General features: G+C 45.8%; 21 protein-coding genes. 17 read left to right on the forward strand and 4 right to left on the reverse strand.

Going from position 1 to position 26,233, the window contains the following annotated elements; genetic code table 11:
• Positions 1 to 113 precede the first annotated feature (113 nt).
• From BS617_RS14650 to BS617_RS14675, 6 genes are all read left to right on the forward strand, one after another.
• Positions 114 to 1,919: an acyl-CoA dehydrogenase C-terminal domain-containing protein gene (locus BS617_RS14650; RefSeq protein ID WP_075173728.1), complete on the forward strand. Its 1,806-nt coding sequence runs from the start codon at positions 114 to 116 to the stop codon at positions 1,917 to 1,919.
• Positions 1,920 to 1,928: 9 nt separating this feature from the next.
• Positions 1,929 to 2,417: an SCP2 sterol-binding domain-containing protein gene (locus BS617_RS14655; protein ID WP_341217849.1), complete on the forward strand. Its 489-nt coding sequence runs from the start codon at positions 1,929 to 1,931 to the stop codon at positions 2,415 to 2,417.
• Between the two features lie 176 nt (positions 2,418 to 2,593).
• Positions 2,594 to 4,261 carry an AMP-binding protein gene (locus tag BS617_RS14660; protein WP_075173729.1) on the forward strand — a complete coding sequence of 556 codons (1,668 nt, stop codon included), beginning with the start codon at positions 2,594 to 2,596 and terminating at the stop codon, positions 4,259 to 4,261.
• Positions 4,262 to 4,271: 10 nt separating this feature from the next.
• On the forward strand, positions 4,272 to 4,856 hold the full coding sequence (locus BS617_RS14665; protein ID WP_075173730.1) for a DUF2889 domain-containing protein: 585 nt from the start codon (positions 4,272 to 4,274) through the stop codon (positions 4,854 to 4,856).
• Positions 4,857 to 4,905: 49 nt separating this feature from the next.
• Positions 4,906 to 5,931: an NAD(P)H-dependent flavin oxidoreductase gene (locus BS617_RS14670; RefSeq protein WP_075173731.1), complete on the forward strand. Its 1,026-nt coding sequence runs from the start codon at positions 4,906 to 4,908 to the stop codon at positions 5,929 to 5,931.
• Between the two features lie 10 nt (positions 5,932 to 5,941).
• Positions 5,942 to 6,679 carry an enoyl-CoA hydratase-related protein gene (locus tag BS617_RS14675; RefSeq protein WP_075173732.1) on the forward strand — a complete coding sequence of 246 codons (738 nt, stop codon included), beginning with the start codon at positions 5,942 to 5,944 and terminating at the stop codon, positions 6,677 to 6,679.
• 116 nt (positions 6,680 to 6,795) lie between these two features.
• On the opposite strand, the gene BS617_RS14680 is transcribed toward BS617_RS14675, so the two are convergent.
• Positions 6,796 to 8,052 (reverse strand): glycerate kinase type-2 family protein, encoded by a 1,257-nt coding sequence (locus BS617_RS14680; RefSeq protein ID WP_075173733.1) that lies wholly within the window; start codon positions 8,050 to 8,052, stop codon positions 6,796 to 6,798.
• 204 nt (positions 8,053 to 8,256) lie between these two features.
• On the opposite strand from BS617_RS14680, the gene BS617_RS14685 reads away from it, so the two are divergent.
• The 6 genes from BS617_RS14685 to BS617_RS14710 all read left to right on the forward strand — a co-directional run bounded on the left by BS617_RS14685 (position 8,257) and on the right by BS617_RS14710 (position 14,104).
• Positions 8,257 to 9,177 carry a glutaminase gene (locus BS617_RS14685; RefSeq protein WP_075173734.1) on the forward strand — a complete coding sequence of 307 codons (921 nt, stop codon included), beginning with the start codon at positions 8,257 to 8,259 and terminating at the stop codon, positions 9,175 to 9,177.
• A gap of 233 nt (positions 9,178 to 9,410) precedes the next feature.
• Positions 9,411 to 10,163, forward strand: coding sequence for an electron transfer flavoprotein subunit beta/FixA family protein (locus BS617_RS14690; protein ID WP_075173735.1), 753 nt, complete (start codon positions 9,411 to 9,413; stop codon positions 10,161 to 10,163).
• Complete coding sequence (locus tag BS617_RS14695) at positions 10,160 to 11,089, forward strand: electron transfer flavoprotein subunit alpha/FixB family protein (RefSeq protein WP_075173736.1); 930 nt, start codon at positions 10,160 to 10,162, stop codon at positions 11,087 to 11,089. The genes BS617_RS14690 and BS617_RS14695 overlap by 4 nt, the downstream gene beginning before the upstream one ends.
• 440 nt (positions 11,090 to 11,529) lie before the next feature.
• A complete protein-coding gene (locus BS617_RS14700; protein WP_075173737.1) occupies positions 11,530 to 12,933 on the forward strand; it encodes a cytochrome ubiquinol oxidase subunit I in 1,404 nt (467 codons plus the stop codon).
• On the forward strand, positions 12,930 to 13,940 hold the full coding sequence (gene cydB / locus BS617_RS14705; protein WP_306460959.1) for a cytochrome d ubiquinol oxidase subunit II: 1,011 nt from the start codon (positions 12,930 to 12,932) through the stop codon (positions 13,938 to 13,940). Before BS617_RS14700 ends, cydB begins: the two co-directional genes overlap by 4 nt.
• Positions 13,940 to 14,104, forward strand: coding sequence for a DUF2474 domain-containing protein (locus BS617_RS14710; RefSeq protein WP_075173738.1), 165 nt, complete (start codon positions 13,940 to 13,942; stop codon positions 14,102 to 14,104). Before cydB ends, BS617_RS14710 begins: the two co-directional genes overlap by 1 nt.
• A gap of 68 nt (positions 14,105 to 14,172) precedes the next feature.
• Here the strand turns inward: BS617_RS14710 and BS617_RS14715 are convergent, their stop codons facing one another.
• Positions 14,173 to 16,764 (reverse strand): bifunctional diguanylate cyclase/phosphodiesterase, encoded by a 2,592-nt coding sequence (locus BS617_RS14715; RefSeq protein WP_075173739.1) that lies wholly within the window; start codon positions 16,762 to 16,764, stop codon positions 14,173 to 14,175.
• 126 nt (positions 16,765 to 16,890) lie between these two features.
• A complete protein-coding gene (locus BS617_RS14720; protein WP_075173740.1) occupies positions 16,891 to 18,072 on the reverse strand; it encodes a benzoate/H(+) symporter BenE family transporter in 1,182 nt (393 codons plus the stop codon).
• A gap of 133 nt (positions 18,073 to 18,205) precedes the next feature.
• On the opposite strand from BS617_RS14720, the gene BS617_RS14725 reads away from it, so the two are divergent.
• The 3 genes from BS617_RS14725 to BS617_RS14735 all read left to right on the forward strand — a co-directional run bounded on the left by BS617_RS14725 (position 18,206) and on the right by BS617_RS14735 (position 21,184).
• Positions 18,206 to 18,796 carry a helix-turn-helix domain-containing protein gene (locus BS617_RS14725; RefSeq protein ID WP_075173741.1) on the forward strand — a complete coding sequence of 197 codons (591 nt, stop codon included), beginning with the start codon at positions 18,206 to 18,208 and terminating at the stop codon, positions 18,794 to 18,796.
• 32 nt (positions 18,797 to 18,828) lie between these two features.
• Positions 18,829 to 19,566 carry a 5-oxoprolinase subunit PxpA gene (locus tag BS617_RS14730; RefSeq protein ID WP_075173742.1) on the forward strand — a complete coding sequence of 246 codons (738 nt, stop codon included), beginning with the start codon at positions 18,829 to 18,831 and terminating at the stop codon, positions 19,564 to 19,566.
• 184 nt (positions 19,567 to 19,750) lie between these two features.
• On the forward strand, positions 19,751 to 21,184 hold the full coding sequence (locus BS617_RS14735; RefSeq protein WP_075173743.1) for a PEP-CTERM sorting domain-containing protein: 1,434 nt from the start codon (positions 19,751 to 19,753) through the stop codon (positions 21,182 to 21,184).
• Between the two features lie 245 nt (positions 21,185 to 21,429).
• Here the strand turns inward: BS617_RS14735 and BS617_RS14740 are convergent, their stop codons facing one another.
• Positions 21,430 to 22,302, reverse strand: coding sequence for an AraC family transcriptional regulator (locus BS617_RS14740; RefSeq protein ID WP_075173744.1), 873 nt, complete (start codon positions 22,300 to 22,302; stop codon positions 21,430 to 21,432).
• Positions 22,303 to 22,522: 220 nt separating this feature from the next.
• Here BS617_RS14740 and BS617_RS14745 point away from each other — a divergent pair, with 220 nt between their 5' ends.
• The gene (locus BS617_RS14745; protein WP_075173745.1) at positions 22,523 to 23,578 is read left to right on the forward strand and encodes an NAD(P)-dependent alcohol dehydrogenase; all 1,056 of its coding nucleotides are present in this window, start codon (positions 22,523 to 22,525) and stop codon (positions 23,576 to 23,578) included.
• A 481-nt stretch (positions 23,579 to 24,059) separates the two neighbouring features.
• Positions 24,060 to 26,219, forward strand: a complete 2,160-nt coding sequence (fadB, locus tag BS617_RS14750; RefSeq protein WP_075173746.1) for a fatty acid oxidation complex subunit alpha FadB — start codon at positions 24,060 to 24,062, stop codon at positions 26,217 to 26,219.
• Positions 26,220 to 26,233: the final 14 nt, after the last annotated feature.

Consider the following 26,233-nt stretch of genomic DNA (forward strand, 5'->3'; position numbering starts at 1 on the left):
TTGTTATTGGTGGTTTTCAGATTTTCGTCCATCCTTAATAAACACGATAAAGATAACCACGCATGTATTTTATGTTGATTAGCGCGGTTCAAAAATAAAATGAGGATTGTGCCATGCCAGAATATAAAGCCCCCCTTCGAGATATCCAGTTTGTTCTTAATGATGTGTTGGATGCCGAAGCACATTACGCAAGCTTGCCGGGTTGTGAAGAGGCTACACCTGATATGGTCAGTGCTATTTTGGAAGAAGGCGCTAAGTTTGCTGAACGCGTGTTATCACCTCTGAACCAGGTGGGTGATCAGCAAGGTTGTCAGTTTGATAATGGTGATGTGAAAACCCCTGAAGGCTTTAAAGAGGCTTATCAACAATACGTTGAAGGCGGCTGGCCGTCTTTAGCGCATGATGTTGAGTACGGCGGGCAAGGTTTGCCAGAATCATTGGGAACCGTTATCAGTGAAATGGTTGGCTCGGCTAATTGGTCTTGGGGAATGTATCCTGGGTTAAGCCATGGCGCTATGAACACTTTGCATGAGCACGGCACAGATGAGCAAAAATCGACTTATCTTACCAAGCTCGTCAGTGGCGAATGGACGGGCACTATGTGCCTTACTGAGCCGCATTGTGGAACCGACTTGGGCATGCTGCGCACTAAAGCTGAGCCTCAGTCCGACGGTAGTTATGCAATTAGCGGAACCAAGATATTTATTTCCGCTGGCGAGCACGACCTAGCCGATAATATTGTGCACATCGTATTGGCACGCCTGCCGGATGCGCCAGCGGGTACTAAGGGTATATCGTTATTTATTGTCCCTAAATTCATGCCCAATGGTGAAGGCGAGTCAGCCACTGTGGGTGATCGAAATCAGGTCGCTTGTGGATCGCTTGAACATAAAATGGGTATCCACGGTAATGCGACCTGCGTGATGAACTTTGATGGCGCTAAAGGCTATTTGATCGGCCCGCCTAACAAAGGCTTAAACTGCATGTTTACTTTTATGAATACAGCACGTTTAGGGACGGCATTACAGGGCTTGTCACATGCTGAGTGGGGTTTTCAAAACTCGTTAGCTTACGCAAAAGATCGTCTTCAAATGCGTGCGCTTTCAGGACCTCAAGCTCCTGAAAAAGCAGCAGATCCTATTATTGTACATCCAGCCGTTCGTAATATGTTGCTCACACAAAAAGCCTTTGCAGAAGGTGGGCGAGCGTTAATTTATTACTGTGCTCAACTCGTCGATAAAACACATTTGGCCAGTGAGGAAGAGAAGAAAGAAGCGGATGCATTACTCGCCTTCCTAACACCAATAGCGAAAGCTTTTTTAACAGAAGTCGGTTTCGAGTCGGCTAACCATGGTATGCAGGTGTTTGGTGGTCATGGTTATATTGCTGAATGGGGTATGGAGCAAAATGTGCGTGATGCGCGAATCGCCATGCTTTATGAAGGTACTACTCAAATTCAAGCTCTTGATCTGTTAGGGCGTAAAGTGCTCATGACACAAGGGGAGTCGCTCAAGGGCTTTACCAAGATTGTGCATAAGTTCTGTAAAGCTCAAGCCGATAACGAAACGATGAAACCTTATGTCGATGCCTTGAATACGCTCAATAAAGAGTGGGCTGACATCACCATGAAAATTGGCATGAAGGCTATGAACAATCGTGAAGAGGTTGGTGCGGCGGCCGTCGATTACTTAATGTACTCCGGCTACGTAAGTTTGGCTTATTTCTGGGCACGTATGGCGTTGGCAGCTCAAGAGAAGTTGGATGCTGGGACGGCTGAGCCCGCTTTTTATGAGGCAAAACTGAAAACGGCGACTTTCTACTTTGAACGCATTTTACCGAGAACTCATGGCCATGTTGCCATTATGCAGTCCGGTGCTGATAACTTACTGTCAATGGATGTTGATCAGTTTAGCTTTTAAGGATAGCGCGTGCACTGGATTCTAAGGTTTAGTGCTGGCCGTTGGCTGGCACACCATTTTATTAATTATAAAGCGGCGCGCTATGAGGCTCGCCGACAAGCTAGCCTCGCTGGCGAGGCTAACAATAACAGCGTACTAAACACAGCTGCAGAACAAGAAGATAACTCTAAGGAGATAGTAATGGCTGATCTGGCAAACGTATTTGATGATATGAAAGGGCGTTTTAATAGCTCTGCGGCGGGTGATCTAGACGCTGTTTTCCAATACCAAATAGAAGATGGCGTACCGTATTATGTCGTGATTAATGACGGAACCTGTGAAACAGCGCAAGGCGAGCATGATGATCCTACGGTCACATTAATGATGGACAGCGAAACTTTGCAAGAAGTCCTCTCTGGCGAGACTGACGGAATGCAGGCTTTTATGGCTGGCCGAATTCGTGCAGATGGTGACATCATGCTAGCCACACGTTTGACCGCTCTGTTTCCGGTGGGTTGATAAAGCGTCTGCTGGCGAACTGTTTGGTTAGCCAGCTAATTTACCAACTTTCCTGCTACACTAAATGCACATGTTAGTCCGATCAAACGGAGCTTTACAGGGCTCTTAGGCTAAATGTTGCATAGCTCGGACTACAGTCCGCCCATGCATAAAAATAAAGATTTTGGGGGCAGTAAATGGACCATGCTCGTGGATCCTGGATTCCGGAAAACCTGAATCCAAAAGGTTATCGGCATATTGTAGATATGTTTACCGATGCCTGTACCCGTTTTGCCGATCGTCCAGCCTTTACTAGTTTTGGACGTACGCTGACCTATCGAGAATTAGACCGTCTGTCGGATTCGTTTGCTGTGTACTTGCAGCGTGATACGGACTTGCAACCGGGGGATCGAATCGCAATTCAGCTACCAAACATGATTCAATACCCTGTGGTGTTAATGGCGGCATTTAAAGTGGGCTTAGTCGTTGTAAATACCAATCCGCTGTATACGCCACGCGAATTGGAGCATCAATTTAAAGACTCTGGTGCTAAGGCTTTGATCATTCATGCGAGTATGGCGCATAACGCTGAGCAAATCATCGCCAATACCCTTATCAAAGATGTGTTCGTTACCCAGATCGGTGACTTGCATGGCTTTGTTAAGCGCACCTTGCTAAATACAGCCATTAAATACGTTAAAAAAATGGAGCCTGACTATAACTTGCCAATGGAGCAACCATTGCGCGGAGCGATGATGGCTTACATGGGTGAAAAGCCCTCGCCTGTGGATATGTCTACGGAAGATGTTGCGGTATTGCAATACACCGGAGGGACGACCGGTGTAGCGAAGGGCGCGATGCTAACACACGGTAATCTAGTATCGAACATGCTACAGGGCCATGATTTAATTAATCGTGCTGAAAAAAATTGGCAAGACGTCACCATTTCTCCTCTACCGCTTTACCATATCTATGCATTTATGATTGCCATGGTTGTTATGGAAGAGGGTGGGCACAGTGTGCTTATTACCAACCCCCGCGACATTGCTGGGTTTGTTAAAGAGCTCAAGCGCTGGCCAATCTCGACCTTCCTTGGTCTTAACACATTATTTGTCGCGTTATGTAATAACGACGACTTTAAAGCTCTCGATTTTAGCCGCCTTAAAGTAACTATTTCAGGCGGCATGGCACTTACACATGCCGCAGCTGACCAATGGAAAGAGATTACAGGCTGCGATGTAATGGAAGGTTATGGCCTGACAGAAACCTCCCCAGCTGTATCAATAAACCCGCCAGGCTTGACGGAAATCGGAACGATAGGCTGGCCACTGAGTGATACTGATGTAGTCATCATAGGCACTGACGGTACGGTTTTGCCAGACGGCGAAATAGGCGAACTGTGTGTTAAAGGGCCGCAGGTCATGAAAGGCTATTGGGAGCGGGAAGCGGAAACACAGGCCAGTTTTACCCATGATGGTTACTTGATTACGGGTGATGTTGCTGTCCGCGAAGCGAATGGCCGATTGCGTATTGTGGACCGTGCAAAAGATCTCATCATTGTCTCTGGCTTTAATGTTTACCCGAACGAAATTGAAGAGGTGGTGAGTTCGCATCCACTGGTGATCGAGTGTGCTGCCGTGGGTATACCGGACCCGCGCTGTGGGGAAATCCCTAAAGTTTTTGTCGTGCGCAAAGATAACGAGCTGTCAGAGCAAGACATGATTAAGTGGTGTAAAGCGAGGCTCACAAACTATAAAGTTCCTAAAAAAGTGTGCTTTGTTGAAGAGCTCCCCAAATCCAATGTTGGCAAAGTATTGCGTCGTATGTTGAAGGATAACGACGATACACCAAAGGATGCCGCGTAAGGAGCACGCTATGCCTATTTCCCGCCCCGTACGTCGCCGTCAAATACATCGGCGTGTGATTAATTGCATCGGTTATGAACGTGATGACGGCTTATGGGATATAGAAGCCGAAATGCGTGACCTGAAAACCGATAATGTGGATAACCCAGAACGAGATGGCTATGTGCCAGCAGGTGAGCCATTCCATCATATGTGGCTGCGCATAACGGTTGATAGAAGTCTGTTGATTCATACGGTAGAAGCATCGATTGATCAATCACCGTTTAAAATTTGCCCTTCGGCGGCGCAGGTCTTTAAGCGCTTAGAAGGGACACGTATTAGTGGTGGCTGGCTACGTAAAACCCGAGAACTCGTTGGTGGAGTGCAAGGCTGCACACACTTAAACGAGTTATTGCCGGTGTTAGCGACAACCACGATACAAACGCTATGGCCGGGTACCGAATCCGAAGTAATGCGTTTAGGCGCTTCTAAAATGCTGAACACTTGCCAATCGTGGGCACAGAACAGTGATGTTATTAAGCGCTATATTCCTGAGTTATACACGCCAGAGCTACCAGAAAATATCCAAAATAGTTTGATTGCTGTCAAAAAGTAATCATCTGAATTTGACCTATAACACTAATAAATCAAAGTTGGAGTGCATCATGAGCTTACCCTCGATTTTTCAAGGTTGCTTAACCCTGCCTGTAATCTCAAGCCCTATGTTTTTAGTCTCGGGCCCTGAGCTTGTAATCGAAGCATGTAAATCGGGTGTGGTAGGGACGTTTCCTGCACTGAACCAGCGCACGAGCGAAGGTTTTGAAGAGTGGCTTATTCAAATTAAAGCGGAGTTAGCAGACTTTGAGGCGCAGACCGGACAAAAACCGGCCCCTTTTGGTGTGAATCTTATAGTGCATAAAACAAACCCGCGTTTAGAAGCCGACGTTGCATTATGCGTTAAGCATCAAGTCCCTCTGATTATTACCTCTTTGGGCGCGGTTTCCCAATTAGTGGATGCGATTCACAGTTACGGAGGGTTAGTTTTTCATGATGTTGCACAAGTACGCCATGCTGAAAAAGCCGCAGAAGCCGGGGTTGACGGTCTCATCGCTGTTTGTGCCGGAGCCGGTGGACACGCGGGAGTACTGAGTCCATTTGCATTTGTGAACGAAATTCGCCAATTCTTTAAAGGCACGGTTGTGCTGGCGGGATGTTTATCGACGGGCCGTGATATTGCAACCTCACAGATGATAGGCGCTGACATGGCTTATATGGGCACGCGTTTTATTAACACACAAGAAAGCCGTGCGATGGAAGATTATAAGGAGATGATTAACGCCAGTTCGGCATCTGATATCGTTTATACGCCGGAAATATCGGGCATACCTGCCAACTTCTTGAAACCGAGCTTGGTTGCAGCAGGGCTTGATCCAAATACGGGTAAGCGTCCAGAAGCGCCTGTGGACGAAGTGAAAAAACCGGATTTAGGTGAAGAGCTTACTGCACCTAAAGAAGGAGCGTCTGCGTGGAAGTCTATTTGGTCTGCAGGGCAAGGGGTAGGCTCAATAGACAATGTTCCCACGGTTCAAGCGTTGGTTGCTGAGCTGCACCGTGAGTATGTCGATGCCACCGTTGAGTATGCCGGCGCTAGTCGTGAATATGCTTTAAAGCCACAGTTATCACAATCATAAGGGGTGGGTTATGGCGGTTCATCAAGCATTAGACAATCACATACTCACGTTAATGATCGACAGGCCTGCCAAGCGCAATGCTTTAACGATCGACATGTATCAAGCTCTCATTGATGGCCTTGAGTATGCAGAGCAAGACGATGGTATCAGGGCGGTCATTATTACCGGCCAAGTAGATTGTTTTAGCGCCGGCAATGATATTCCGGATTTCATAGCTGCCGCTTCGAACCCAGAGCGAGCTGCTCGTCCGCTGGAATTTTTGCAAATGATCGCCAACTTTACCAAGCCGTTGGTTGCTGCTGTAGCGGGTGATGCAGTAGGGATCGGCACCTCAATGCTGTTGCATTGCGATTTGGTATACGCCAAATCCGACGCGCGCTTTCAGCTCCCCTTTACTAAGCTAGCGCTAGTACCTGAGGGCGGCACTAGTTTGTTAATGCCACGTCAGTTAGGTCATCATTTAACCTACGAACTACTCATTTTAGGTGAGCCTTTCAGTGGCGAACGAGCCGCACAGCTAGGCTTGATCAATGGCACTGTTGAAAATCCTTTATCATTCGCTCAGCAACAAGCCGATAAGCTAGCGAAAATGCCTGCAGAGTCACTCAAGATCAGCAAGCAGATGATTAAAGCGCCTATCCAAGAGTCGTTAAATAAAACCTTAGTGGATGAGGTTGAGCAGTTTAAAAAACGCCTAACCAGCCAGGAAGCTCAGGCTGCGTTCATGGCGTTTATGAGCAAAGGTTAGGGTCACGTAACAACTATATTAGTGAGCCTAGGTTTACCCAAGGATCACTAATGTAGGCAGTTTATTCCTCGTATGTGCAATATTAGTCAATTGTTTTGGTTCATAAAGGGAGCAGCCTAAAGTGGCTGAATCAGAATTGCCCTAAAATCATTGACGTTTGTGAGTGTTGGTCCAGTGATTACCTGCTCGCCAATCTGTTCAAAAAAGGTATGGGCATCGTTGTTAGCTAACGCGGTTAATGGATCATTGCCTACTACTTCGGCTTTGTGCAAGGTGTCAGGACCTACTAAGGCGCCAGCGACTTCTGCCGCGCCATCAACACCGTCAGTATCGCACGCTATGGCAAAGATTCCGGGGGCGGCATCTAGCGCGATAGCTAAACTTAAACAAAACTCCGCGTTAGGTCCGCCAATACCTTGGCCTTGTCGGGTTACGGTGAGTTCGCCACCTGAAAGTAGTAGGACGGGGTTATCTTCGGGTGCTAGCCCTGCTTGTATTGATTGCGCTAAAGCGGCTTGTTCTTTGGCGACTTCACGTGCTTCCCCGTCAATCTCATCACCTAACACTTTCACGGTATAGCCTTGAGATTTAGCCAAATCGGCGGCCGCTTTAATAGAGTGTGAAGGGGCTGCGTAAATAATGTTTTCTACACGTTCTAGCCGTTTGTCATCTTTAGGGACAACGCCTGAGCCTTGGAGTAAATGCGTTTTTACCGATGCGGGAATGTCTATTTTATAGCGCTGTAAAATGTTTAACGCATCCACTGGGGAAGAGTCATCGCCAGAGGTTGGACCTGAGCCTATATATTCGATTTTATCGCCCGAAACATCTGATATGAGCAGTGCACGTAAAGTGGCAGGGTACACCGCTGTGGCGAGTTGCCCGCCTTTGATCTGACTTAGGTGTTTACGAACAATGTTCATTTGATCAATAGGTGCTCCACTGGCGAGCAGTGCCGTATTAATCGCTTGTTTTTCTTCTAGCGAAATCCCATCGGCTGGTGCGATCATTAATGCGGATGCTCCGCCAGAGATCAAAGCTAATACGTAATCGTTCTCTGTTAGCTCTTTAACATGTTCAAGTAACGATTGCGTTGCTTGAAGGCCCGCTTGGTCAGGAACGGGGTGTGCCGCTTCGATCACTTCAATGCCTTGGCAAGGGCGTGCATACCCGTAGCGCGTAATCACGAGTCCTTCACATGGCCCCCAAGCTTTTTCTACCGCTTCCGCCATGCGAGCACTGGCTTTACCTGCACCAACAACAAATACTCGGCCCGCTGGTTTGCTGGGTAAATACTCATGGAGTGATTGCATGGGGTCTGCTACTTCGACGGCTTTATCAAATAAGGTCCTAAGCATAGCTTTTTCAGTCATGTATCCCTCTCTATACATCGGCTTGTATGATGGCAAACGCTGTATTGTGATGCTGATATGGGTAAGTGAAGATTTGGAGTACTTGCACTATTTAAGATGACATAATTACGTGGCCTCTTCCAGCTCTGGCTATACTTGGGTATTTAATTTACTTTTTATGTGTAGTGCAGTGATCTCAATTGTGTTTTTAAGGTTACAGAACGAATGCAAAAAATCCTAAACGATATCGCGGCTGCTATGGCGCAAGAAACCGAGCGCGGTAAGGTCGCTGATTATATTCCTCAGTTGGCGCATGTAGATCCTAATCAGTTTGGAATTTCTGTGGTTTTGCCCGACGGGCAGGTATTTAGTGCAGGGGACGCTAAAACGGCTTTTTCCATCCAAAGTATTTCTAAGGTGTTTACGCTGACGATGGCGTTGGGGAAATTGGGGGATGCGGTATGGAATAAGGTGGGGCGCGAGCCTTCCGGTGATCCGTTTAACTCTATTGTTCAGCTAGAACATGAAATGGGAAAACCACGTAATCCGTTTATCAATGCGGGAGCGATAGCCATAGTAGATGCCATTATGATGGGTCATCAGCCTAAAGAAACATTGGCTGAAATTTTACAGTTTGTGCGTTTTATCGCGGATGACAACAGTATTATTTTTGATCATAAAGTGGCTGAGTCTGAAATGGAACACAAGGACCGTAATGCATCGTTAGCGCACTTTATGAAATCGTTTGGTCGTATTAAACACCCTGTTGATAACGTGCTGGGTACCTATTTTCATCAGTGCTCAATTGCTATGAGTTGTGAGCAGTTGGCGCGAGCGGGACAGTTTTTAGTATCCGATGGCGTTAATGCGAGCACTAATACGCGTGTTGTGTCCCCGCAACGAGCAAGGCGTATTAACTCGCTGATGATGATGTGCGGCCATTATGATGGTTCTGGGGAGTTTGCTTTTAGGGTGGGTTTGCCCGGTAAGAGTGGCGTGGGCGGCGGTATTTTGGTGATTGCTCCGGGCAAAGCTTCGATAGCCGTTTGGTCGCCAGGCTTGGATACCATTGGCAATAGTCAACTCGGGACGCAAGCGTTAGAAATGCTGGTTCATAAAACGGGCTGGTCTATATTTGGTAAGTAGTGCAATTTATTGATGCTTTGATAGGTGGCTTGATCTTTTTTGATACTAATTAGTATTTAATAAATCCCTTTATATTCAGTGGCTTGTTTTTATATGAAAGGTTTTGTTATTAACTAAGACAATTTTTGTCATTGTGAGATCTTTATTCCCGCCTATTATAGAGAGTATCTAACGCTTTAGCCGTTGTGATGGCTTGAGTAACTACACTATAAGAAAAGGAAGAGGCAACTGGTATGAAGATCCTTGTCGCCGTTAAGCGCGTGATTGATTACAACGTTAAAGTGCGTGTTAAAGCTGATAAAACGGATGTTGATCTCAGCAATGTCAAAATGGCCATGAATCCGTTCTGTGAAATAGCGGTAGAGGAAGCCGTTCGTTTAAAAGAGAAGGGCATAGCGGATGAAATCGTGGTTGTTTCTATTGGTAGTAAAGCATGCCAAGAACAGATTCGTACGGCATTAGCGCTAGGAGCTGATCGCGGTATTCAGATTGAAACACAAGAGAGCCCTGATTCACTGAGTGTTGCTAAGTTGTTAGCTAAGGTTGTGGAAGAAGAGCAGCCTGGGTTAGTGATTTTAGGTAAGCAAGCGATTGATTCTGATAACAACCAAACCGGCCAGATGTTGGCTGCCTTACTGGATCGCCCACAAGCCACGTTTGCGTCAGAAGTTGTTGTCGATGGCGATAAAGTCAAAGTAACACGCGAAATAGATGGCGGCTTACAGACGATTGAGCTAGATCTTCCGGCTGTCATTACAACCGATCTTCGCTTAAATGAACCTCGTTATGCTTCATTACCCAATATTATGAAAGCCAAGAAGAAGCCGTTGGATGTTAAAACGGCTGAAGAGCTAGGTGTGGTGGTAAAAAGTGGCATCACTTTGTTAGGCGTAGAGCCGCCAGCTGAGCGTCAAGCAGGGATAAAAGTGTCTTCTGTTGCTGAGCTAGTCGATAAATTAAAAAATGAAGCGAAGGTGGTGTCATGAGTATTCTAGTGATTGCAGAGCACGACAATCAGGTGCTCAAACCCGTTACCTTAACAACAGTTGCTGCGGCAACCCAAGTAGGCGGTGATGTTGATGTCTTAGTGATCGGTAGTGGTTGCCAAGGGGTTGCTGAGCAGGCCGCTAATATAGCAGGAGTCTCACGGGTACGTGTCGCTGATCATGCTGATTACACGCATCAACTAGCTGAGAACACCAGTAAATTGGTTGTCTCAGTTGCTCAAGGCTATACCCATATTTTTGCCCCAGCGACAACCACAGGAAAGAACATGCTACCCCGAGTAGCCGCGCTGTTAGATGTTAATCAACTATCTGACATTAGCGCTGTTGTCAGTGCAGATACTTTTAAACGCTCTATTTATGCGGGTAATGCCGTTGCGACTGTGCAGTCTTGTGATGCAGTTAAAGTGGCGACGGTGCGCGGAACGGCGTTTGATGCAGTAGCCGCCGAAGGTGGGAGCGCAACCATTGAGGCCGTTGGTGAAGCCATTGCTTCACAGCACTCTCGGTTTGTGGGTGAAGAGTTGGCCGTTTCTGATCGTCCTGAACTCACGGCCGCTTCAATTGTAGTATCCGGTGGTCGTGGCATGGGGAATGGCGATAACTTCAATATTCTATATGCGCTTGCAGATAAGTTAGGTGCCGCAGTGGGGGCTTCGAGAGCCGCCGTTGATGCCGGCTTTGTACCGAATGATATGCAAGTTGGTCAAACGGGTAAAATGGTGGCTCCCGACTTATACATCGCTGTGGGTATTTCTGGTGCTATCCAGCACTTAGCGGGTATGAAAGACTCAAAAGTCATTGTCGCTATCAATAAAGATGAAGACGCTCCTATTTTCCAAGTAGCGGATTATGGGTTGGTCGCTGATCTATTTGATGTAATTCCTGAGTTAGAAGCTGCTTTATAAATATACTTCAAAATGGCCTCGTGCAGTGTAATAAGAATGAGCTATACCTGTGTGTAGCACGCGCGGCAAATTGTCGCATTGTTGATGCTTTTCTTATGTTGCACACTGCGCGGGGCTGAACTATTGCACATAAACCACTTATAGATTGGTTGATCCCCGCAATGTTGAGCTGCTGTAGGCGGCTCTTTTTTAAAGTTTTATATTAGAATTAACTAATTTTAATGAAAGCGTTAAAATCCAGCCTTCATTGGGTATAGTTAAGCTTGCCCTATCGTGGATATCCACGTTTCACAATAAGAAAACTTCCTTCTTTCCATTGCGATCTATTTGTACTTTGGTCGCTGTAAGACGAATTCGGGTACATCATTACCACCGGTAATCTGTGCACCAATGAGCTCACGCCACAGTGGGTTTAGGATTTGGTAACAAAGGACAAGACGATGTTTGATTTGAGTGCAGTCGACCTAGCTCGCGTGCAATTTGCTTTTACAGTTTCGTTTCATATTATTTTTCCTGCCATAACGATTGGTCTGGCCAGCTATTTAGCGGTGCTGGAAGGCCTCTGGTTAACCAAGAAGAACCCTATCTATCGTGATCTTTATCACTTTTGGTCAAAAATATTTGCTGTGAACTTTGCTATGGGCGTCGTCTCTGGATTGGTGATGTCTTATGAGTTTGGTACAAATTGGAGTGCTTTTTCAACGTTTGCTGGTGGCGTGACGGGGCCATTATTGGCTTATGAAGTGCTCACAGCCTTCTTTTTGGAGGCTGGCTTCTTAGGGGTGATGCTATTTGGCTGGAACCGCGTTGGTCCTGGTTTGCACTTCTTTTCTACCATTATGGTCGCTGTGGGCACGCTTATATCCATGACCTGGATCTTAGCGTCAAATAGCTGGATGCAGACGCCACAAGGCTATGAGATTGTGGATGGTCGGGTTGTTCCAGTGGATTGGATCGAAATTATTTTTAATCCATCGTTCCCTTATCGGTTAGTTCACATGGCGTTAGCGGCGTTTTTAGCAACGGCTCTGTTTGTGGCTGCCTCCGGGGCTTGGCATATGCTCAAAGGGTCAGCTAAACCTCATGCCCAAAAAATGTTTTCGATGGCCATGTGGATGCTACTCATAACCGCTCCTTTGCAGATTATTGCGGGCGACTTTCATGGTTTAAATACGCTTGAGTATCAACCGGCTAAAATAGCGGCGATGGAAGGGCATTGGGAGAATGAGCCAGGAGAAGAGGGTGTCCCACTTATTCTTTTTGGATGGCCTGACATGGAAGCGGAGGAAACCAAGTACGCCCTTAAAATTCCGCACTTAGGTAGTTTAATCTTAACGCATACGTGGGATGGGCAATTTGAAGGTCTCAAATCCTTTGCGCCAGAAGATCGTCCTTATGCTCCTGTGGTGTTTTGGAGCTTTAGAATCATGGTTGCTCTAGGAATGTTGATGCTATTGCTTGGAGTATGCGGACTCTGGCTTCGCTGGAAAAAACGCCTCTATGAGTCACCATTATTCCTTAAGTTTGCTTTGGCAATGGGGCCTGCTGGGCTGATTGCAATATTAGCCGGTTGGTTTACCACCGAGGTTGGTCGTCAGCCTTGGGTTGTCTATGGCGTAATGCGCACGGTTGATGCGGCATCAGATCATTCTGTTGCTGCGCTAACTACTACACTGGTTGCCTTTGTGGTTGTTTACTTTGCGGTGTTTGGGATAGGTGTTAAATACATGCTTTCTCTCATAAAGGAAGGCCCGGAGGAACATCATGACCCGGCCGATGGAGAAGACAGTACGCACCGTCCTGCTCGTCCTTTATCTGCGGTTTCTGATAAGGTGAAGTTATGATGAATATGGATCTTTCGATGGCTTGGGCACTCATTATTGGTTTTGGCTTAATGATGTACGTGCTGCTCGATGGCTTTGATTTGGGGTTAGGGATCTTATTTCCTTTCATTGATCACCCTGATGAGCGGGATGTCATGGTTAATACAGTCGCACCAGTATGGGATGGTAACGAAACCTGGTTGGTGATGGGCGGTGCGGCGTTGATGGCGGCCTTTCCACTGGCATACAGTCTAGTGCTAAGCGCCTTGTACATCCCTTTAGTGTTTATGTTGATTGGCTTGATATTGAGGGGAGTCGCGTTTGAGTTTCGCTTTAAGGCAGATGAACATCACCGCCCATTCTGGGATAAGGCGTTTATTGTCGGTTCTTACTTAGCGACCTTCTGCCAAGGCGCTGCGATGGGGGCGTTTATTGATGGTTTTGCTATCGAGAATGAGCGCTTTGTTGGCGGAGCACTCGACTGGTTAACTCCATTTAGTGTGTTTACTGGGATTAGCCTGCTGGTTGCTTATGCTTTGTTGGGCAGTACCTGGTTGGTGATGAAGACAGAAGGGGGGCTGCAAAAGCGTATGCGAGCGTTGTCGCGCCCAATTACTTTTTTGCTGTTGGCTGTAATAGCGGGTATTAGTATTTGGTCACCTATCGCTCATCCCGAGATAGCTAGCCGGTGGTTTACGATGCCCTACTTACTTTATTTCTCACCTGTGCCTATTTTAGTTGTGCTGGTTGCTTTTGGGATTTTACAAGCATTGAATCGCCGAGCAGAAGCGATGCCTTTTATCATGACGCTTGGCTTATTATTTTTAGGGTACAGCGGTTTGATCATTAGTTTGTGGCCAAACATTATCCCTCCGGATATTACCCTGCAACAAGCTGCTGCACCGGCAGAAAGTCAGCGCTTCACCTTGGTTGGTGCACTCATCATCATTCCATGTATTTTGGCTTATACTTTTTGGTCTTACTACGTGTTTCGCGGCAAAGTAAGAGTGGGGGATGGGTATCACTAATGTCTGAGCGGGCCAAAGAAAATAACCCAGATCAAGCTGAGCGCCCTGTATGGTTAAAGCGAGTTGGTTGGCTAGTCGTCATTTGGTCCGCTAGCGTAGCGGGCTTAGGTGTAATTGCTTGGTTGCTTAAATTGTTTATGCAAGCGGCGGGATTGTCACCTTAATCTTACAAGAGCTAAAGACTATCGAGCCTGCTTTACTTGGGGCTCGATAGTGGTGAACTTGTATGGATTTATTTCATGGTTGATTGAATAAAGGCTGTGAATTTGTCAACAGGAATGGGCTTCTGAAAGAAGTAGCCTTGAAAATGGCTACATTTCTCGTGGATTAAGCAATCTAACTGCTGCTGGTTTTCGACGCCTTCGGCAATAACATTGAGGCCTAAGCTTTCTGTCATAGCAATAATCGTGCGGACGATGGCTATGTCTCGATCTCCACCTGGGATATCACGCACAAAGGACTGATCTATTTTAAGTTGATAGAGCGGTAACTTTTTGAGGTATTGCAATGATGAATAACCGGTCCCAAAATCATCGAGTGATACTTGTATGCCTAAGCTACCTAATTGACTAATCCTCGTCGCCGCCTTTTCAATATCATCTAAAAGGAGCCCTTCTGTTAGTTCAAATTTAAGCCGTTCTATTGGAAAGCGATAACGGCCAATCGTTGATTTTACTTGCTCAATGAAATCATCAAGGTGGAATTGTTTAGCGCTTACGTTAATCGAAATCGATAAATGCTGGGTTGCGGGGTTGTCTTGCCATTGATCGAGTTGCTCGCAAGCAGACTCCAGAACCCACTGCCCTATAGGTAAAATAAGTCCGTTTTCTTCGGCTAAAGGAATAAACTCTACCGGGGGAATTAAGCCGCGTTGAGGGTGAATCCAACGAATGAGAGCCTCCGCGCCGATTGGCTTTAAAGCATCATTCACTTGTACTTGGTAATACAATTGGAACTCTTTTTGTGCGATAGCAACTTCTAACTCGCGCTCACGCTCGACGCGAATGTTAATAGCATCTTGCATGTCGTTATCAAAAAATCGAAGCTGGTTACGGCCTGATTTTTTCGCTTGATACATGGCTATATCGGCTTGTTTTAATAGCTCTTCAACCTCGCTGACGTCGCCATGAAATAATGCAGCACCTGCGCTTGTCGAGAGCGTGTAATCTTCTTGCTCGAGTTTGTAGGGGGTGCTTAGTTTGTCGAGTATCTTGTGGGTGATAATCTCAGTTTGTGTACCCGCGTGTAATTCATTGCTATTTAGATTTTCTAAAATAACAACAAATTCATCTCCACCTAAACGTGCAACGGTATCATTATCTCTCACACATGCAGAAAGGCGTTTGGCTACTTCGTTTAATAAAGTGTCGCCAACACTATGGCCTAATGTATCGTTTAGCGTCTTAAATTGATCCAAATCTAGGAATAGTAAAGCACCGGTCGTTCCATTTCTCTGGCTGGTAATCACGGCTTGATGAAGCCGCTCCAGTAACAGGCGCCGGTTAGGCAGTTGTGTAAGGGGGTCGTAGAAGGCCAGTCTTTCGATTTCTTCTGCGGCTTCTTTGCGCAAGGTGATATCTGTAATGGTGGCAACGTAGTTTGTTATCTTCCCGTTTGTATCTTTTACGGCTCGGATAGATAAGTGTTCTGGATGTTCGTGGCCATGCTTATGGCGACCCCACAGTTCACCTTCCCAAAAGCCAGTCTCGTTGATGTTCTGCCACAAGGTTGATCGTTGGGCGGTGTCGTTTAGTTGTGAATTGAGTATATCCGGAGATTGGCCTATGGCTTCTTCTGCGCTATAGCCTGTGATGCGCGTGAATGCTTGGTTGACCTTGATAATGATGTGGTCGGCATTAGTCACTAGCATTCCTTCGTTTGATTCGAAGGCGGTTGCGGCTATGCGAATTTCTTTTTCAATACGGTGGGTGGTAATAACGATATCAGCTAGGCTGGCATAGCTCTCTATTAATTGTATTTCTTGTTTTGAAGGCAGCATCGGCGTTCGGTGATAAATAGCAAAAGTGCCTAATACCACCCCGTCGCTATCGATGATTGGTTGAGACCAGCATGAGGCTAAGTTGGCTTTTTTAGTCAGCGCTTTAAATTCTTGCCAATAAGGGTGAGTTTGTAAATTTTCGGCGATGACTCGCTCTCCGCGAAAAGCAGCGGTGCCGCAAGAGCCAATACCATCACCAATCATCAACCCTTCAACGGCCGTGTTATAAAAGTCAGGTAGGCTGGGGGCTGCTCCGTAGGTGAGCTGTTTTGTCTCTGGATTGAGTATCAGAATACTGCAAAGCATCTCGGGGTTTGCATGCTCTACGTTGCGGACAATTTGCATTAAGATATCTGGTAAAGGGGTCGCTTTTGACAGGCTTTCAAGTACTTGGCTTCTCCCTTGTTCCCGCATTTCTGCCGATTGTCTAATACGGATTTCTCGTCGTAAAACCCAAACCCAATAACCGGTTAATAACAGTAACGATGAGGCAATCATCATATATTTAATGACGGTATCAGTTTGTAAGCCTTCCTCTAGAGATAACCTAAAACCACTGTTGAATATTGCATTTGCTGCTTCCGGCGAAGTGTCAGTGTCGTCCAAGCTATCAGGACTCATGGATTGAATATCTTGAGTGCGGTGTAGGTCGATATCTCCGCTTTGTTTAAGTGTCTCGCTTGTTTCGACAAATTCAGGGGTTTTTGACGCTTGCGCCGCTAAAGGCGGTAGCCATAAAACTAAGCCGTAAAGAACTACCAATGAGATAGCAGTGAATGCTGTAGGTAGGTGTGATGTGCATATAATGCCGAATAATCTATGCATGTGTTCCGAATTAGGAGATGTGGAGGCGAGCAGCTCACATCTATTATTATGTGTTCTACTGAGTATAGACTAATTCCTAACAGATACTTATGGAAAAAAAGAGGGCATTGAGCAGAAATCAATGGGTTATTTTGTGAATGCCTTCTTTAGATAAAAAGCGGCTAAGCCAAGTACGATGCCCCAAAAAGCACTACCAATACCCATGATGCTCAAGCCAGAAAGCGTGACTAAAAAAGTAATGAGTGCAGCTTCCCTTTCTATTTCATTATGCAAAGCAGCGCTTAGGGAGTTCCCAATTGTACTGAGTAGAGCGAGCCCTGCTATCGACATGACAAGCACCTGGGGAAAGGCTGTAAACAGGCTTGCCACGGTAGCGCCAAAGATACCTGTGAAAAGATAGAACAGGCCGGCCCAAATTGAAGCAATGTATCGCTTACTACTGTCTGAGTCTGCCTCTTTACCCATGCAAATGGCAGCCGTAATTGCTGCAAGGTTATAGGAGAAGCCACCAAACGGGGCAAATATCACACCAGTGATCCCTGTCCATGTCATTAAAGGAGAGGCTGGAGTGTGGTAGTTGTTTGCACGCATCACGGCAATGCCTGGCATCATTTGAGAAGTCATCGTTACAATAAAAAACGGGATGCCTACGCCAATTAAACTGGCCGTGTTAAACGTTGGGGTGACCCACACTGGAGAAGTTATTGTGAAATGTAGGGTTTCTAAGTGAAGTAGATCTTGGGTATAGGCTAGGAGTACGCCAGCCATCAATGTTATCGGTATAACATAGCGTGGTTGCAGAGGTTTAACGACTAAGTACGTGGCTAGCATGCCAACCGCTAACATCCATTGAGTCTCAATCGATGTAAATATATTCACACCGAAGGGGAGTAGCACACCGGCAAGCATAGCACCGGCAAGTGATTGGGGTACCCAGCGCATGAGCATATCGAACCAGCCTGTGAGGCCGCAAAGCATTATCAGGGCAGAGCTAAACATGAAGACGCCAATCGCATCGCTCATGGATACACCTGACAAACTTGTTACCAGCAAAGCGGCACCGGGTGTTGACCATGCGGTTAGCACCGGAGATTTGAAGGCAAGCGATAACCCGATACTGGTTAGTCCCATGCCGATACCGAGAGCCCACAGCCATGAGCTTGTTTGGGCTTCGCTGGCGCCTAAGGTCTCTGCTGCCTGAAAAATGATAACAGCAGAGCTTGTGTAGCCTACGAGCACTGCTACAAAGCCTGCGGTGAAACGAGAAAAGTTAAACAACCCTAAAACAGTTGATATGAGGTAGGCCACTGTAAATTCCTGAGTGCTTGTGCGTTATAGCGTACGTGGTGGCAATCTTAGCATTGGTGCGTTATAACGCACAATAGAAACACCGTTTGTTCAAAGCTAGTTACTGTCGGTGTGATTACTCAGTAGGGGACTTATGCAGCCGGTTAATCAATTTATTGCTTTGTCGCTTAAGCAGATGAGGGCAAATAAAGGATGGAGTCTAGATAAGACATCTCAAAAAACAGGTGTGAGCAAAGCCATGCTTGGACAAATAGAGCGAGGGGAGTCCAGCCCAACGATTGCTACTTTATGGAAGATAGCGACTGGTTTTGAGGTATCGCTAACAACACTTATAGAGCCACCTACAACTGATGACACCTCCGTTACACGGGGCGTGCCCTTTCGCTCGGCTCATAATGTTCGGAATCAGCCTGCCCAGAATAGCATGTTTGTTGCGCCGTTATTTCCTTATGATGACCAATTAAATTTCGAATGGATGGAACTGACGTTTGTGGCAGGCTATGAACAGTACTCAGAGGCTCATTCTCCTGGCGTAATTGAGCATGTCGTTGTTATCAGCGGAAGCGTTGAGCTATATATTGACGAGCATTGGCATACCTTTAAAGCAGGGGATGCAGTGCGCTTTAACGCTGATAAGCCTCATGGTTACCGGAATCAATCTCAAGTTGATTCCGTGGTTCATAACCTGATTTATTATCCAGAAAAAACTAAAGCGGAGCGTTAGGTTTTTATGTTTTTCAATGCAGAAGGTATCTGATGAAAATTAATTGCGATATGGGTGAAAGTTTTGGCCCTTGGGTAAAAGGCAATGACGTTGAGGTCATGCCGTATATTGATCAAGCAAACATTGCCTGTGGCTTCCACGCCTCTGATCCATTAACGATGTTATCAACGGTTAACTTGGCAGTAAATGGAGGCGTGGAGATTGGGGCGCATCCAGGATATCCGGATTTGCTGGGTTTTGGTCGCCGTGATTATCATTGCTCACGTGAAGAGCTAATAGCAACATTGCTATATCAAATAGGTGCGTTAGACGCTATTTGTAAAAGCAAAAGTTCTCGTATCCAGTATGTCAAACCCCATGGCGCACTGTATAACAAAATGATGGTAAGTGATGACAGCTTGCGAGCGGTGATGACAGCAGTGGCTTCCTATGAAGTGGGTTTGCCATTAGTAGTTATGTCCACTAACCGAAATGACGAAGTGCAAGCGCTAGCTGATCAGTATGACCTCCCGCTAATATTCGAAGCTTTCGTTGATAGGGCTTACGATGATGACGGCTTGTTGGTAAATCGCCGGCATGAAGGTGCTGTTCATGACAATCTGGGGCGCATAGAGCTACAGGTGGCTGAGATTGTAAATGATCAAGCAGTAACAACGTTGAGCGGCAAGAAAATACCCTTACGTGCCGATACATTATGTATACATGGCGACAACCCGCATTCAGTTGAAATTGCACGTTACATTTACGAGTTGTTAGATAGTTATCGATAGTTTTATGAATTAAAGCTGAATAGTTCAATTAAATCAAACACTTGTTTGTGTCAGAAAATTTTACAAACAAGTGTTTCCTATTTGAGTCTATATTGCATTTAATCCTTTTTTATCAAATACTTATTGTCATTGGTCTGAAATTTGCTTTTATGAGTTTTCATATCAATTTAACAAGGATGGTTTGATGAAACTTGGTATAAAAAATGTGCTAGCGGTTGCTGTGTTAGCTGGCGCCTCTCTATCCGCACAAGCTGCTGTTTGGAGTAGCGATCTTAATGGGGAAAATACGATATTTGATAACTCTGTCGAACCAGGCGCCATAAACTATAACGGTACGACGGTCGATTTGAATTTTGATCTCAATTTTTACGGCACAAGCTATGATTGGATTAATGTTATAGATAACGGTGGTGTTCGTTTTGTAAAGCAGCAAATGGGTTCATGTGCCGATATGCAGGGAACGTCTCTTGCTAACAATGGTATCAGTGCTTTTGTGACATCGGATTGTGCTCCAGGTATGTATACGGATGGTCTGTATGATACCTATATAACGTCTACTGATGATCAAATAAAAGTAGTTTGGAACAGCCAGCTTCCGGATGTAAATGGCGGGGATAATTTAGTTAATAACTTTCAGTTAACGTTAACTGACATGTCTGGCGTTACAGGAACAAATGGAGACTTCAATGCGGAGTTTCGTTATAACACCATTGAGTGGGTTTCTACCCCATCCACATATTTTATCCAAAAATTTATTGCAATAGCAGGCGTTACTAAGAACTCAGCTTTTGCTGATCTGTCGATTTTGGGAGACACTCCGCCGACGCCTGCCAGTGTTGATGATCCTGTTTATTTCCCAAATCTGGATGACATTGATGCTGGATATTTACTGGATATTACGGAGTACTCTTATAATTCCCTTGAAGATGGCGTTTATATTCTTCCATTTAGAAACGGCGTCCCTGTGTACACAGCGGCTCAAGAAGGCTATGACGTTTTAGCTTTCACAGATGAAGCACAAGATTATTTTGATAACCTAAATGACTTAAATGATGGAGTTTATGTTGGCTCGGAAGGTTCAGGTACATCAGATAACCCTTTTATGCCTGTTACTATCAATGAAGACGGGGATGTTGTGGATGGCAACAACCAAGTTGTAACATTTGACTTTCTCTTCGAAGTTCTCGACGGAGAAGTTGTCTATATCGATCCTGAAGTAGCCATTGGTTACGATTATGTTGTTACAGACAGCAGCAGTCCGCTTGTGGCTTCTGTTATCTTACCTACCGGTTTTGGTGATGATGAATACGCAATTTATGTGTGGGACGGTTCCGAGTATGTCTTCGTAAGCGAGCTGACGGCTGGTGATGAGTACTTCTTTGCCGATGCGGTTGATAATTTCCGAGTGATGGGAATTGAGACAGATGCAAATGTTGATCCTGCTGACCCATTAGCCTTTATAACGGGCTTAACGTTCAACTCAAGCGGTACGGTTTATATGTCGCAGACGCCGGTTGTGTTTAATACCGATGCTAGTGCCGTTCCTCTTCCGGGTACATTGGTTTTGATGGGCCTAGGATTATTTGCAATGGGCGCTTACCGACGTCGTGCTGCGTAGCTATAACTATTTGTGCTTTTTAAACGCCCCTATTAAGGGGCGTTTTTGTATCTGTCTGAAAATTTCAGGTGTCAGGTTCGATCATGGAGAATCGGTTGATGCTTTTCTGACCGATATCTTCAAAGCGTCATGTAAGTGTGCTTAGGGATGCTTACCCCAAACTTATACAAGTACTTATCCACAGATAATGTGTATAAAGCGCTTGCTATGATGGGGTGGCGCGGGGAGCATTCGGGTATATTCAGTTATGGTCGTACATCTTGTTTTGGCGGGGTGCCAAAGTAGCTTTTATAATCACGGCTAAATTGGTTGATGCTTTTGTAGCCTACGGCCAGAGCGGTTTGTCCCACATTAAGATCGTCATGCGATAGCAACAAGCGAGCTTTAATCAGGCGTAGGCGTTTCAGGTACTGCAAAGGTGAGCATCTAGTTACTTCTTTAAAATGCTTATGGAAGTTTGAAACACTCATATTTGCTTGATCTGCAAGCGATTCTACCGTCACACCTTGGTCAAATGATTTGTGCAATTGGCTTAGTATACGGATCACGCGTGAGTAGTTACCTTGGTTTAAAATCAAGGCACTTAAAGCAGAGCCTTGTTCGCCTTTGAGTGCTTCATATATCACCTCGCGAACACGTGCCGTTCCCATTACTCGTGCATCAATAGGATCGTGTAGTGCCCGCACTAACCGGCTCACGGCTTCTTGCATACCGGGTGTCATTGCAACAGAGTCCATAGGCTTGGGACTTAGATCATGGTCTGTGGGTAAACCGTTAACGGGTAACGAGCTGTGGACAAGTTCCGCTAGGATAACAAGGTCAATACTCACCGATATGCCAAGTAGTGGCTTACCTTCTTCTGCATAGGTTTCGCATTCAAAAGGTAACGGTAGTGTTTGTACTAAATAATGACCTGGGTTGTACTCGATAACACGATCACCAAGGTAGCCAATTTTTTTACCCTGCGCGATGAAAATCAAACTGGGCTCATAGATGAGCGGACTACGGCCGTGAGATTCGTGGCAAGTTAAAACAGATACGCCTTCAATATCGGAGGGGTGCATGCCTTCTTCACGCTGTAAAGGCTCAAGTAGGCTGACAAGATCAGACAGTGACATAGCAATTACCTCTTATAAATACCTTATTGTTCAACATCCGTGGGTCTGCCAATGACATCGTTTATAATAGTAGGATTATGCCTAAATGACGGCTCAATAATCCAAGTAAACTGCTGTCTTTAAGAGAAATAGGCAAAAACCTAACAGGAATGAGGCTCACGTTGTTACGGGTAACGCTGGATAATGGATCAGGTAAAGTGAAATTATCTGGAGATTATTCATGTCAAATACCAAAGCATATGCAGCACAGACCGCCACATCTAAAATGGCCCCGCTGAACATACAACGTCGTGATTTGCGCCCCGATGATGTATCAATTGAAATACTATATTGCGGTGTTTGTCACTCAGATATCCATCAAGCCGAAAATGATTGGGGCAACTCTATGTACCCAGTGGTACCGGGGCATGAAATTATTGGCCGCGTTACAGCCATTGGTCCACAAGTGACAAAATATAAAGAAGGCGACTACGTAGGAGTTGGCTGCATGGTTGATTCGTGCTGCAGTTGCTCTTCATGTAAAACAGGTCTAGAGCAATACTGTGATAACGGTATGGTTGGTACCTACAATGGTAAGGATTTGCATGATGGGACGCTCACATTTGGCGGTTACTCTGAGCGAATAGTCGTCCGTGAAGACTTTGTGCTTTCAATCCCGGAGGCGCTCGATATTAAATCAGCGGCTCCATTGTTGTGTGCGGGTATTACTACTTATTCACCCTTAAAACACTATGGTGTCAAAGCGGGAGACAAAGTAGGTGTATTAGGGATGGGAGGGTTAGGTCACATGGGCGTAAAATACGCTAAAGCGCTAGGTGCCGAAGTAACCGTATTTACCCGCTCTGCCAATAAAGTTAATGAAGCGAAACAGCAAGGTGCGGATCATGTGATTATCTCAACAGATGACGATCAAATGGCAGCCGCAAGCTTACAGTTTGATTTTTTGTTGGACACTATCCCGGTTGCACACGACTTTAACCCATACTTAAATTGCCTCAAGGTAGATGGAGTGCATATTGTGGTAGGGCTAATCACGGGTATTGAGCCGCCGTTATGGGGGGTAAATTTGATCTCGAAGCGTCGCGTGTTAGCGGGTTCCATGATTGGCGGTATTGCTGAAACACAGGAAATGTTAGATTTCTCAGCTGAGCATGGTATTAGCTGTGAAGTAGAAATGCTCGATATTCAACATATTAACGAAGCGTATGAGCGCATGAAAAAAGGCGATGTGAAGTACCGTTTTGTAATTGATATGGAGTCACTCAAAAAAGCGTAACCTTAAAGAGATAGATTAAGTTCTTGTCTTGTAAACCCAGCCTCGCTGGGTTTTTTTATGGCCAAAATTCCCTAAGCAGTATATGAGTTATGGCTATAGACTGTGTTAGGGATCAAAACTAGGGTTATAGACTCGCCGCATTGGTGCCTAATTGATCGAAACTCTGTGCTAGGCGTCTTAGCTAGCTTAGCCAAGGTTACACAAAGGTTTTCAGACAGGTTATCCACAGAAAGCGTGGAAAACTATTGTCGCTACTGTTATGTGAGTAACTTTTTTGACTCCATTGTAGTGAAGCAATTTGTTACTGATAATAAAGACTTAGTTTGCAGATAAACGCCCTGTAAACTAGCAATGACGGCATTCGTTAGTGAGCCTGACGCAAACTGTCATTGTATGATAGCGCATAGCGGCTAGACTAAATCCAAAGCTTGATTTCTGAAATAACAATAACGACGTTAACCTGACGTACGGAGTCATTCCCATGGTAATGGAAGGTCAAACAATCCGCGTACAGGCTGCTGAAGCGGGTATTTATGAGGTGGTTTTCGATAACACCACAGATGCCGTCAACACGCTCAGTCAGCAAGCAATGAAGGAACTCGCGGACGCAGTCAGCATATTGCAATCCACCGCCGACCTCAAAGGTGTTCTTTTTAGCAGTAACAAGCCTACGTTTATTGTAGGTGCTGATATCACCGAATTTGGTCAAATGTTCACTCACGATGAAGACACCATTGTCGACAACATCACACAATTGCAGGGTATTTTAAACGCTATCGAGGATCTGCAATGTCCGACAGTAACTGCTATCAACGGTTTAGCATTAGGTGGTGGGTTTGAGCTCGCGCTTTCAACCGATTACCGAGTGATGGCAGACTCTGCGAAAGTCGGCCTTCCAGAAGTTAAGCTTGGCATTTACCCAGGCTGGGGCGGTACTGTCCGTTTACCACGTCTGATCGGTATTGATAATGCTAACGAGTGGATCTGTGCAGGCGGCGAAAAGCGTGCAGATGCTGCATTGAAAGACGGCGCAGTAGACGCAGTCGTTGCTGAAGCTAGCGTACGCGAAGCAGGCCTTGCGCTGTTAAAAGAGTGTATCGCAGGCAAGTTTGATTACGCGGCACGCCGTACAGAAAAACAAAGCGCGGTTAAACTCAACACCATCGAACAGATGATGGCGTTTGAAACGGCAAAAGGCGTGATTGGTGCGAAAGCGGGTAAACATTACCCAGCGCCAATGATGGCGATTAAAACCCTTCAAAAAGCTGCCAACATGGAACGTGAAGCGGCGCTTCTGGTTGAAGCGAAAGGCTTTGCTAAACTCGCCAAAAGTGAAGTTACACGAGCACTGGTCGGGTTGTTCTTAAAAGACCAATACGTTAAAAAAGTCAGTAAACGCTACGAGTCTCAAGGTACGCCGGTTAAACAAGCTGCGGTATTAGGTGCAGGTATCATGGGTGGCGGTGTTGCTTATCAATCTGCCTCTAAAGGCACGCCTATCTTGATGAAAGATATACGAGAGGACGCGTTGCAACTTGGCTTGGACGAAGCGAATAAATTGTTAGGTGGACAACTAAAGCGTGGTCGTATTGATGCGGCTAAAATGGCTAAAACACTCAACAGTATTACGCCAACACTGAGCTACGGTGATTTTGGACGTGTCGATTTAGTCGTGGAAGCGGTTGTTGAAAACGTCAATGTGAAAAAGTCAGTTTTGGCTGAAGTGGAAGAGCACTTAAGCGAAGATGCTGTATTAACGTCTAATACTTCTACTATCTCTATTAACGAGCTGGCAAAAGCGGTAAAGCGCCCAGAAAACTTCTGTGGCATGCACTTCTTTAACCCTGTGCATCGCATGCCGTTGGTTGAAGTGATTCGTGGTGAAAAAACCAGTGAAGCAGCTATTGCTCGTACGGTGTCGTACGCTAAAGCGATGGGCAAAACTCCGATTGTGGTTAATGACTGCCCGGGATTCTTAGTTAACCGTATTTTGTTCCCTTACTTTGCTGGTTTTTCGCAACTGCTTAAAGACGGCGCGGATTTCCGCCAAGTGGATAAAGTGATGGAAGGCTTTGGCTGGCCAATGGGACCTGCCTACTTACTTGACGTTGTCGGCTTGGATACGGCTTATCATGCCGATGAAGTCATGGCGCAAGGCTTCCCTGATCGTATGGGGCATACAGGCACATCAGCTATCGATAAAATGTATGAGTTAGGTCGTTTTGGACAAAAGAACGACAAAGGCTTCTACGAATATAAATTAGACCGTAAAGGTAAGCAGCAAAAAGTCGTTGATGAGTCGGTACTTCAATTGCTTGGCGATGCTGTTGGTGAGGCAAGCCCGTTCACTGAAGAAGAAATCATCGCCCGCATGATGATCCCTCTGTGCATAGAAACAGCACGTTGTTTAGAAGAAGGTATTGTCGCTTCTCCGGCTGAAGCGGATATGGGTTTGATATACGGTATTGGCTTCCCTCCATTCCGTGGTGGTGCACTTCATTACCTGGATAGCATGGGGCTTGATGCATTCTGCGAAATGGCTAAGCCTTACGAAGCACTAGGGCCACTTTATCAACCAACGGAACGCATGAAAGCTATGGCTGCCGCTGGTGAAACTTATTTTGATGCAGCGCGTAGCTGAGCAGAGGAGAAAAA

It is taken from the genome of Neptunomonas phycophila, from assembly GCF_001922575.1.
Taxonomy (GTDB): domain Bacteria; phylum Pseudomonadota; class Gammaproteobacteria; order Pseudomonadales; family Balneatricaceae; genus Neptunomonas; species Neptunomonas phycophila.

Coding starts and splice junctions, on each gene's coding strand:
- BS617_RS14650 (WP_075173728.1), top strand. CDS start 114: ATGCCAGAATATAAAGCCCCCCTTCGAGATATCCAGTTTGTTCTTAAT.
- BS617_RS14660 (WP_075173729.1), top strand. CDS start 2,594: ATGGACCATGCTCGTGGATCCTGGATTCCGGAAAACCTGAATCCAAAA.
- BS617_RS14665 (WP_075173730.1), top strand. CDS start 4,272: ATGCCTATTTCCCGCCCCGTACGTCGCCGTCAAATACATCGGCGTGTG.
- BS617_RS14670 (WP_075173731.1), top strand. CDS start 4,906: ATGAGCTTACCCTCGATTTTTCAAGGTTGCTTAACCCTGCCTGTAATC.
- BS617_RS14675 (WP_075173732.1), top strand. CDS start 5,942: ATGGCGGTTCATCAAGCATTAGACAATCACATACTCACGTTAATGATC.
- BS617_RS14680 (WP_075173733.1), bottom strand. CDS start 8,052: ATGACTGAAAAAGCTATGCTTAGGACCTTATTTGATAAAGCCGTCGAA.
- BS617_RS14685 (WP_075173734.1), top strand. CDS start 8,257: ATGCAAAAAATCCTAAACGATATCGCGGCTGCTATGGCGCAAGAAACC.
- BS617_RS14690 (WP_075173735.1), top strand. CDS start 9,411: ATGAAGATCCTTGTCGCCGTTAAGCGCGTGATTGATTACAACGTTAAA.
- BS617_RS14695 (WP_075173736.1), top strand. CDS start 10,160: ATGAGTATTCTAGTGATTGCAGAGCACGACAATCAGGTGCTCAAACCC.
- BS617_RS14700 (WP_075173737.1), top strand. CDS start 11,530: ATGTTTGATTTGAGTGCAGTCGACCTAGCTCGCGTGCAATTTGCTTTT.
- cydB (WP_306460959.1), top strand. CDS start 12,930: ATGATGAATATGGATCTTTCGATGGCTTGGGCACTCATTATTGGTTTT.
- BS617_RS14710 (WP_075173738.1), top strand. CDS start 13,940: ATGTCTGAGCGGGCCAAAGAAAATAACCCAGATCAAGCTGAGCGCCCT.
- BS617_RS14715 (WP_075173739.1), bottom strand. CDS start 16,764: ATGCATAGATTATTCGGCATTATATGCACATCACACCTACCTACAGCA.
- BS617_RS14725 (WP_075173741.1), top strand. CDS start 18,206: ATGCAGCCGGTTAATCAATTTATTGCTTTGTCGCTTAAGCAGATGAGG.
- BS617_RS14730 (WP_075173742.1), top strand. CDS start 18,829: ATGAAAATTAATTGCGATATGGGTGAAAGTTTTGGCCCTTGGGTAAAA.
- BS617_RS14735 (WP_075173743.1), top strand. CDS start 19,751: ATGAAACTTGGTATAAAAAATGTGCTAGCGGTTGCTGTGTTAGCTGGC.
- BS617_RS14740 (WP_075173744.1), bottom strand. CDS start 22,302: ATGTCACTGTCTGATCTTGTCAGCCTACTTGAGCCTTTACAGCGTGAA.
- BS617_RS14745 (WP_075173745.1), top strand. CDS start 22,523: ATGTCAAATACCAAAGCATATGCAGCACAGACCGCCACATCTAAAATG.
- fadB (WP_075173746.1), top strand. CDS start 24,060: ATGGTAATGGAAGGTCAAACAATCCGCGTACAGGCTGCTGAAGCGGGT.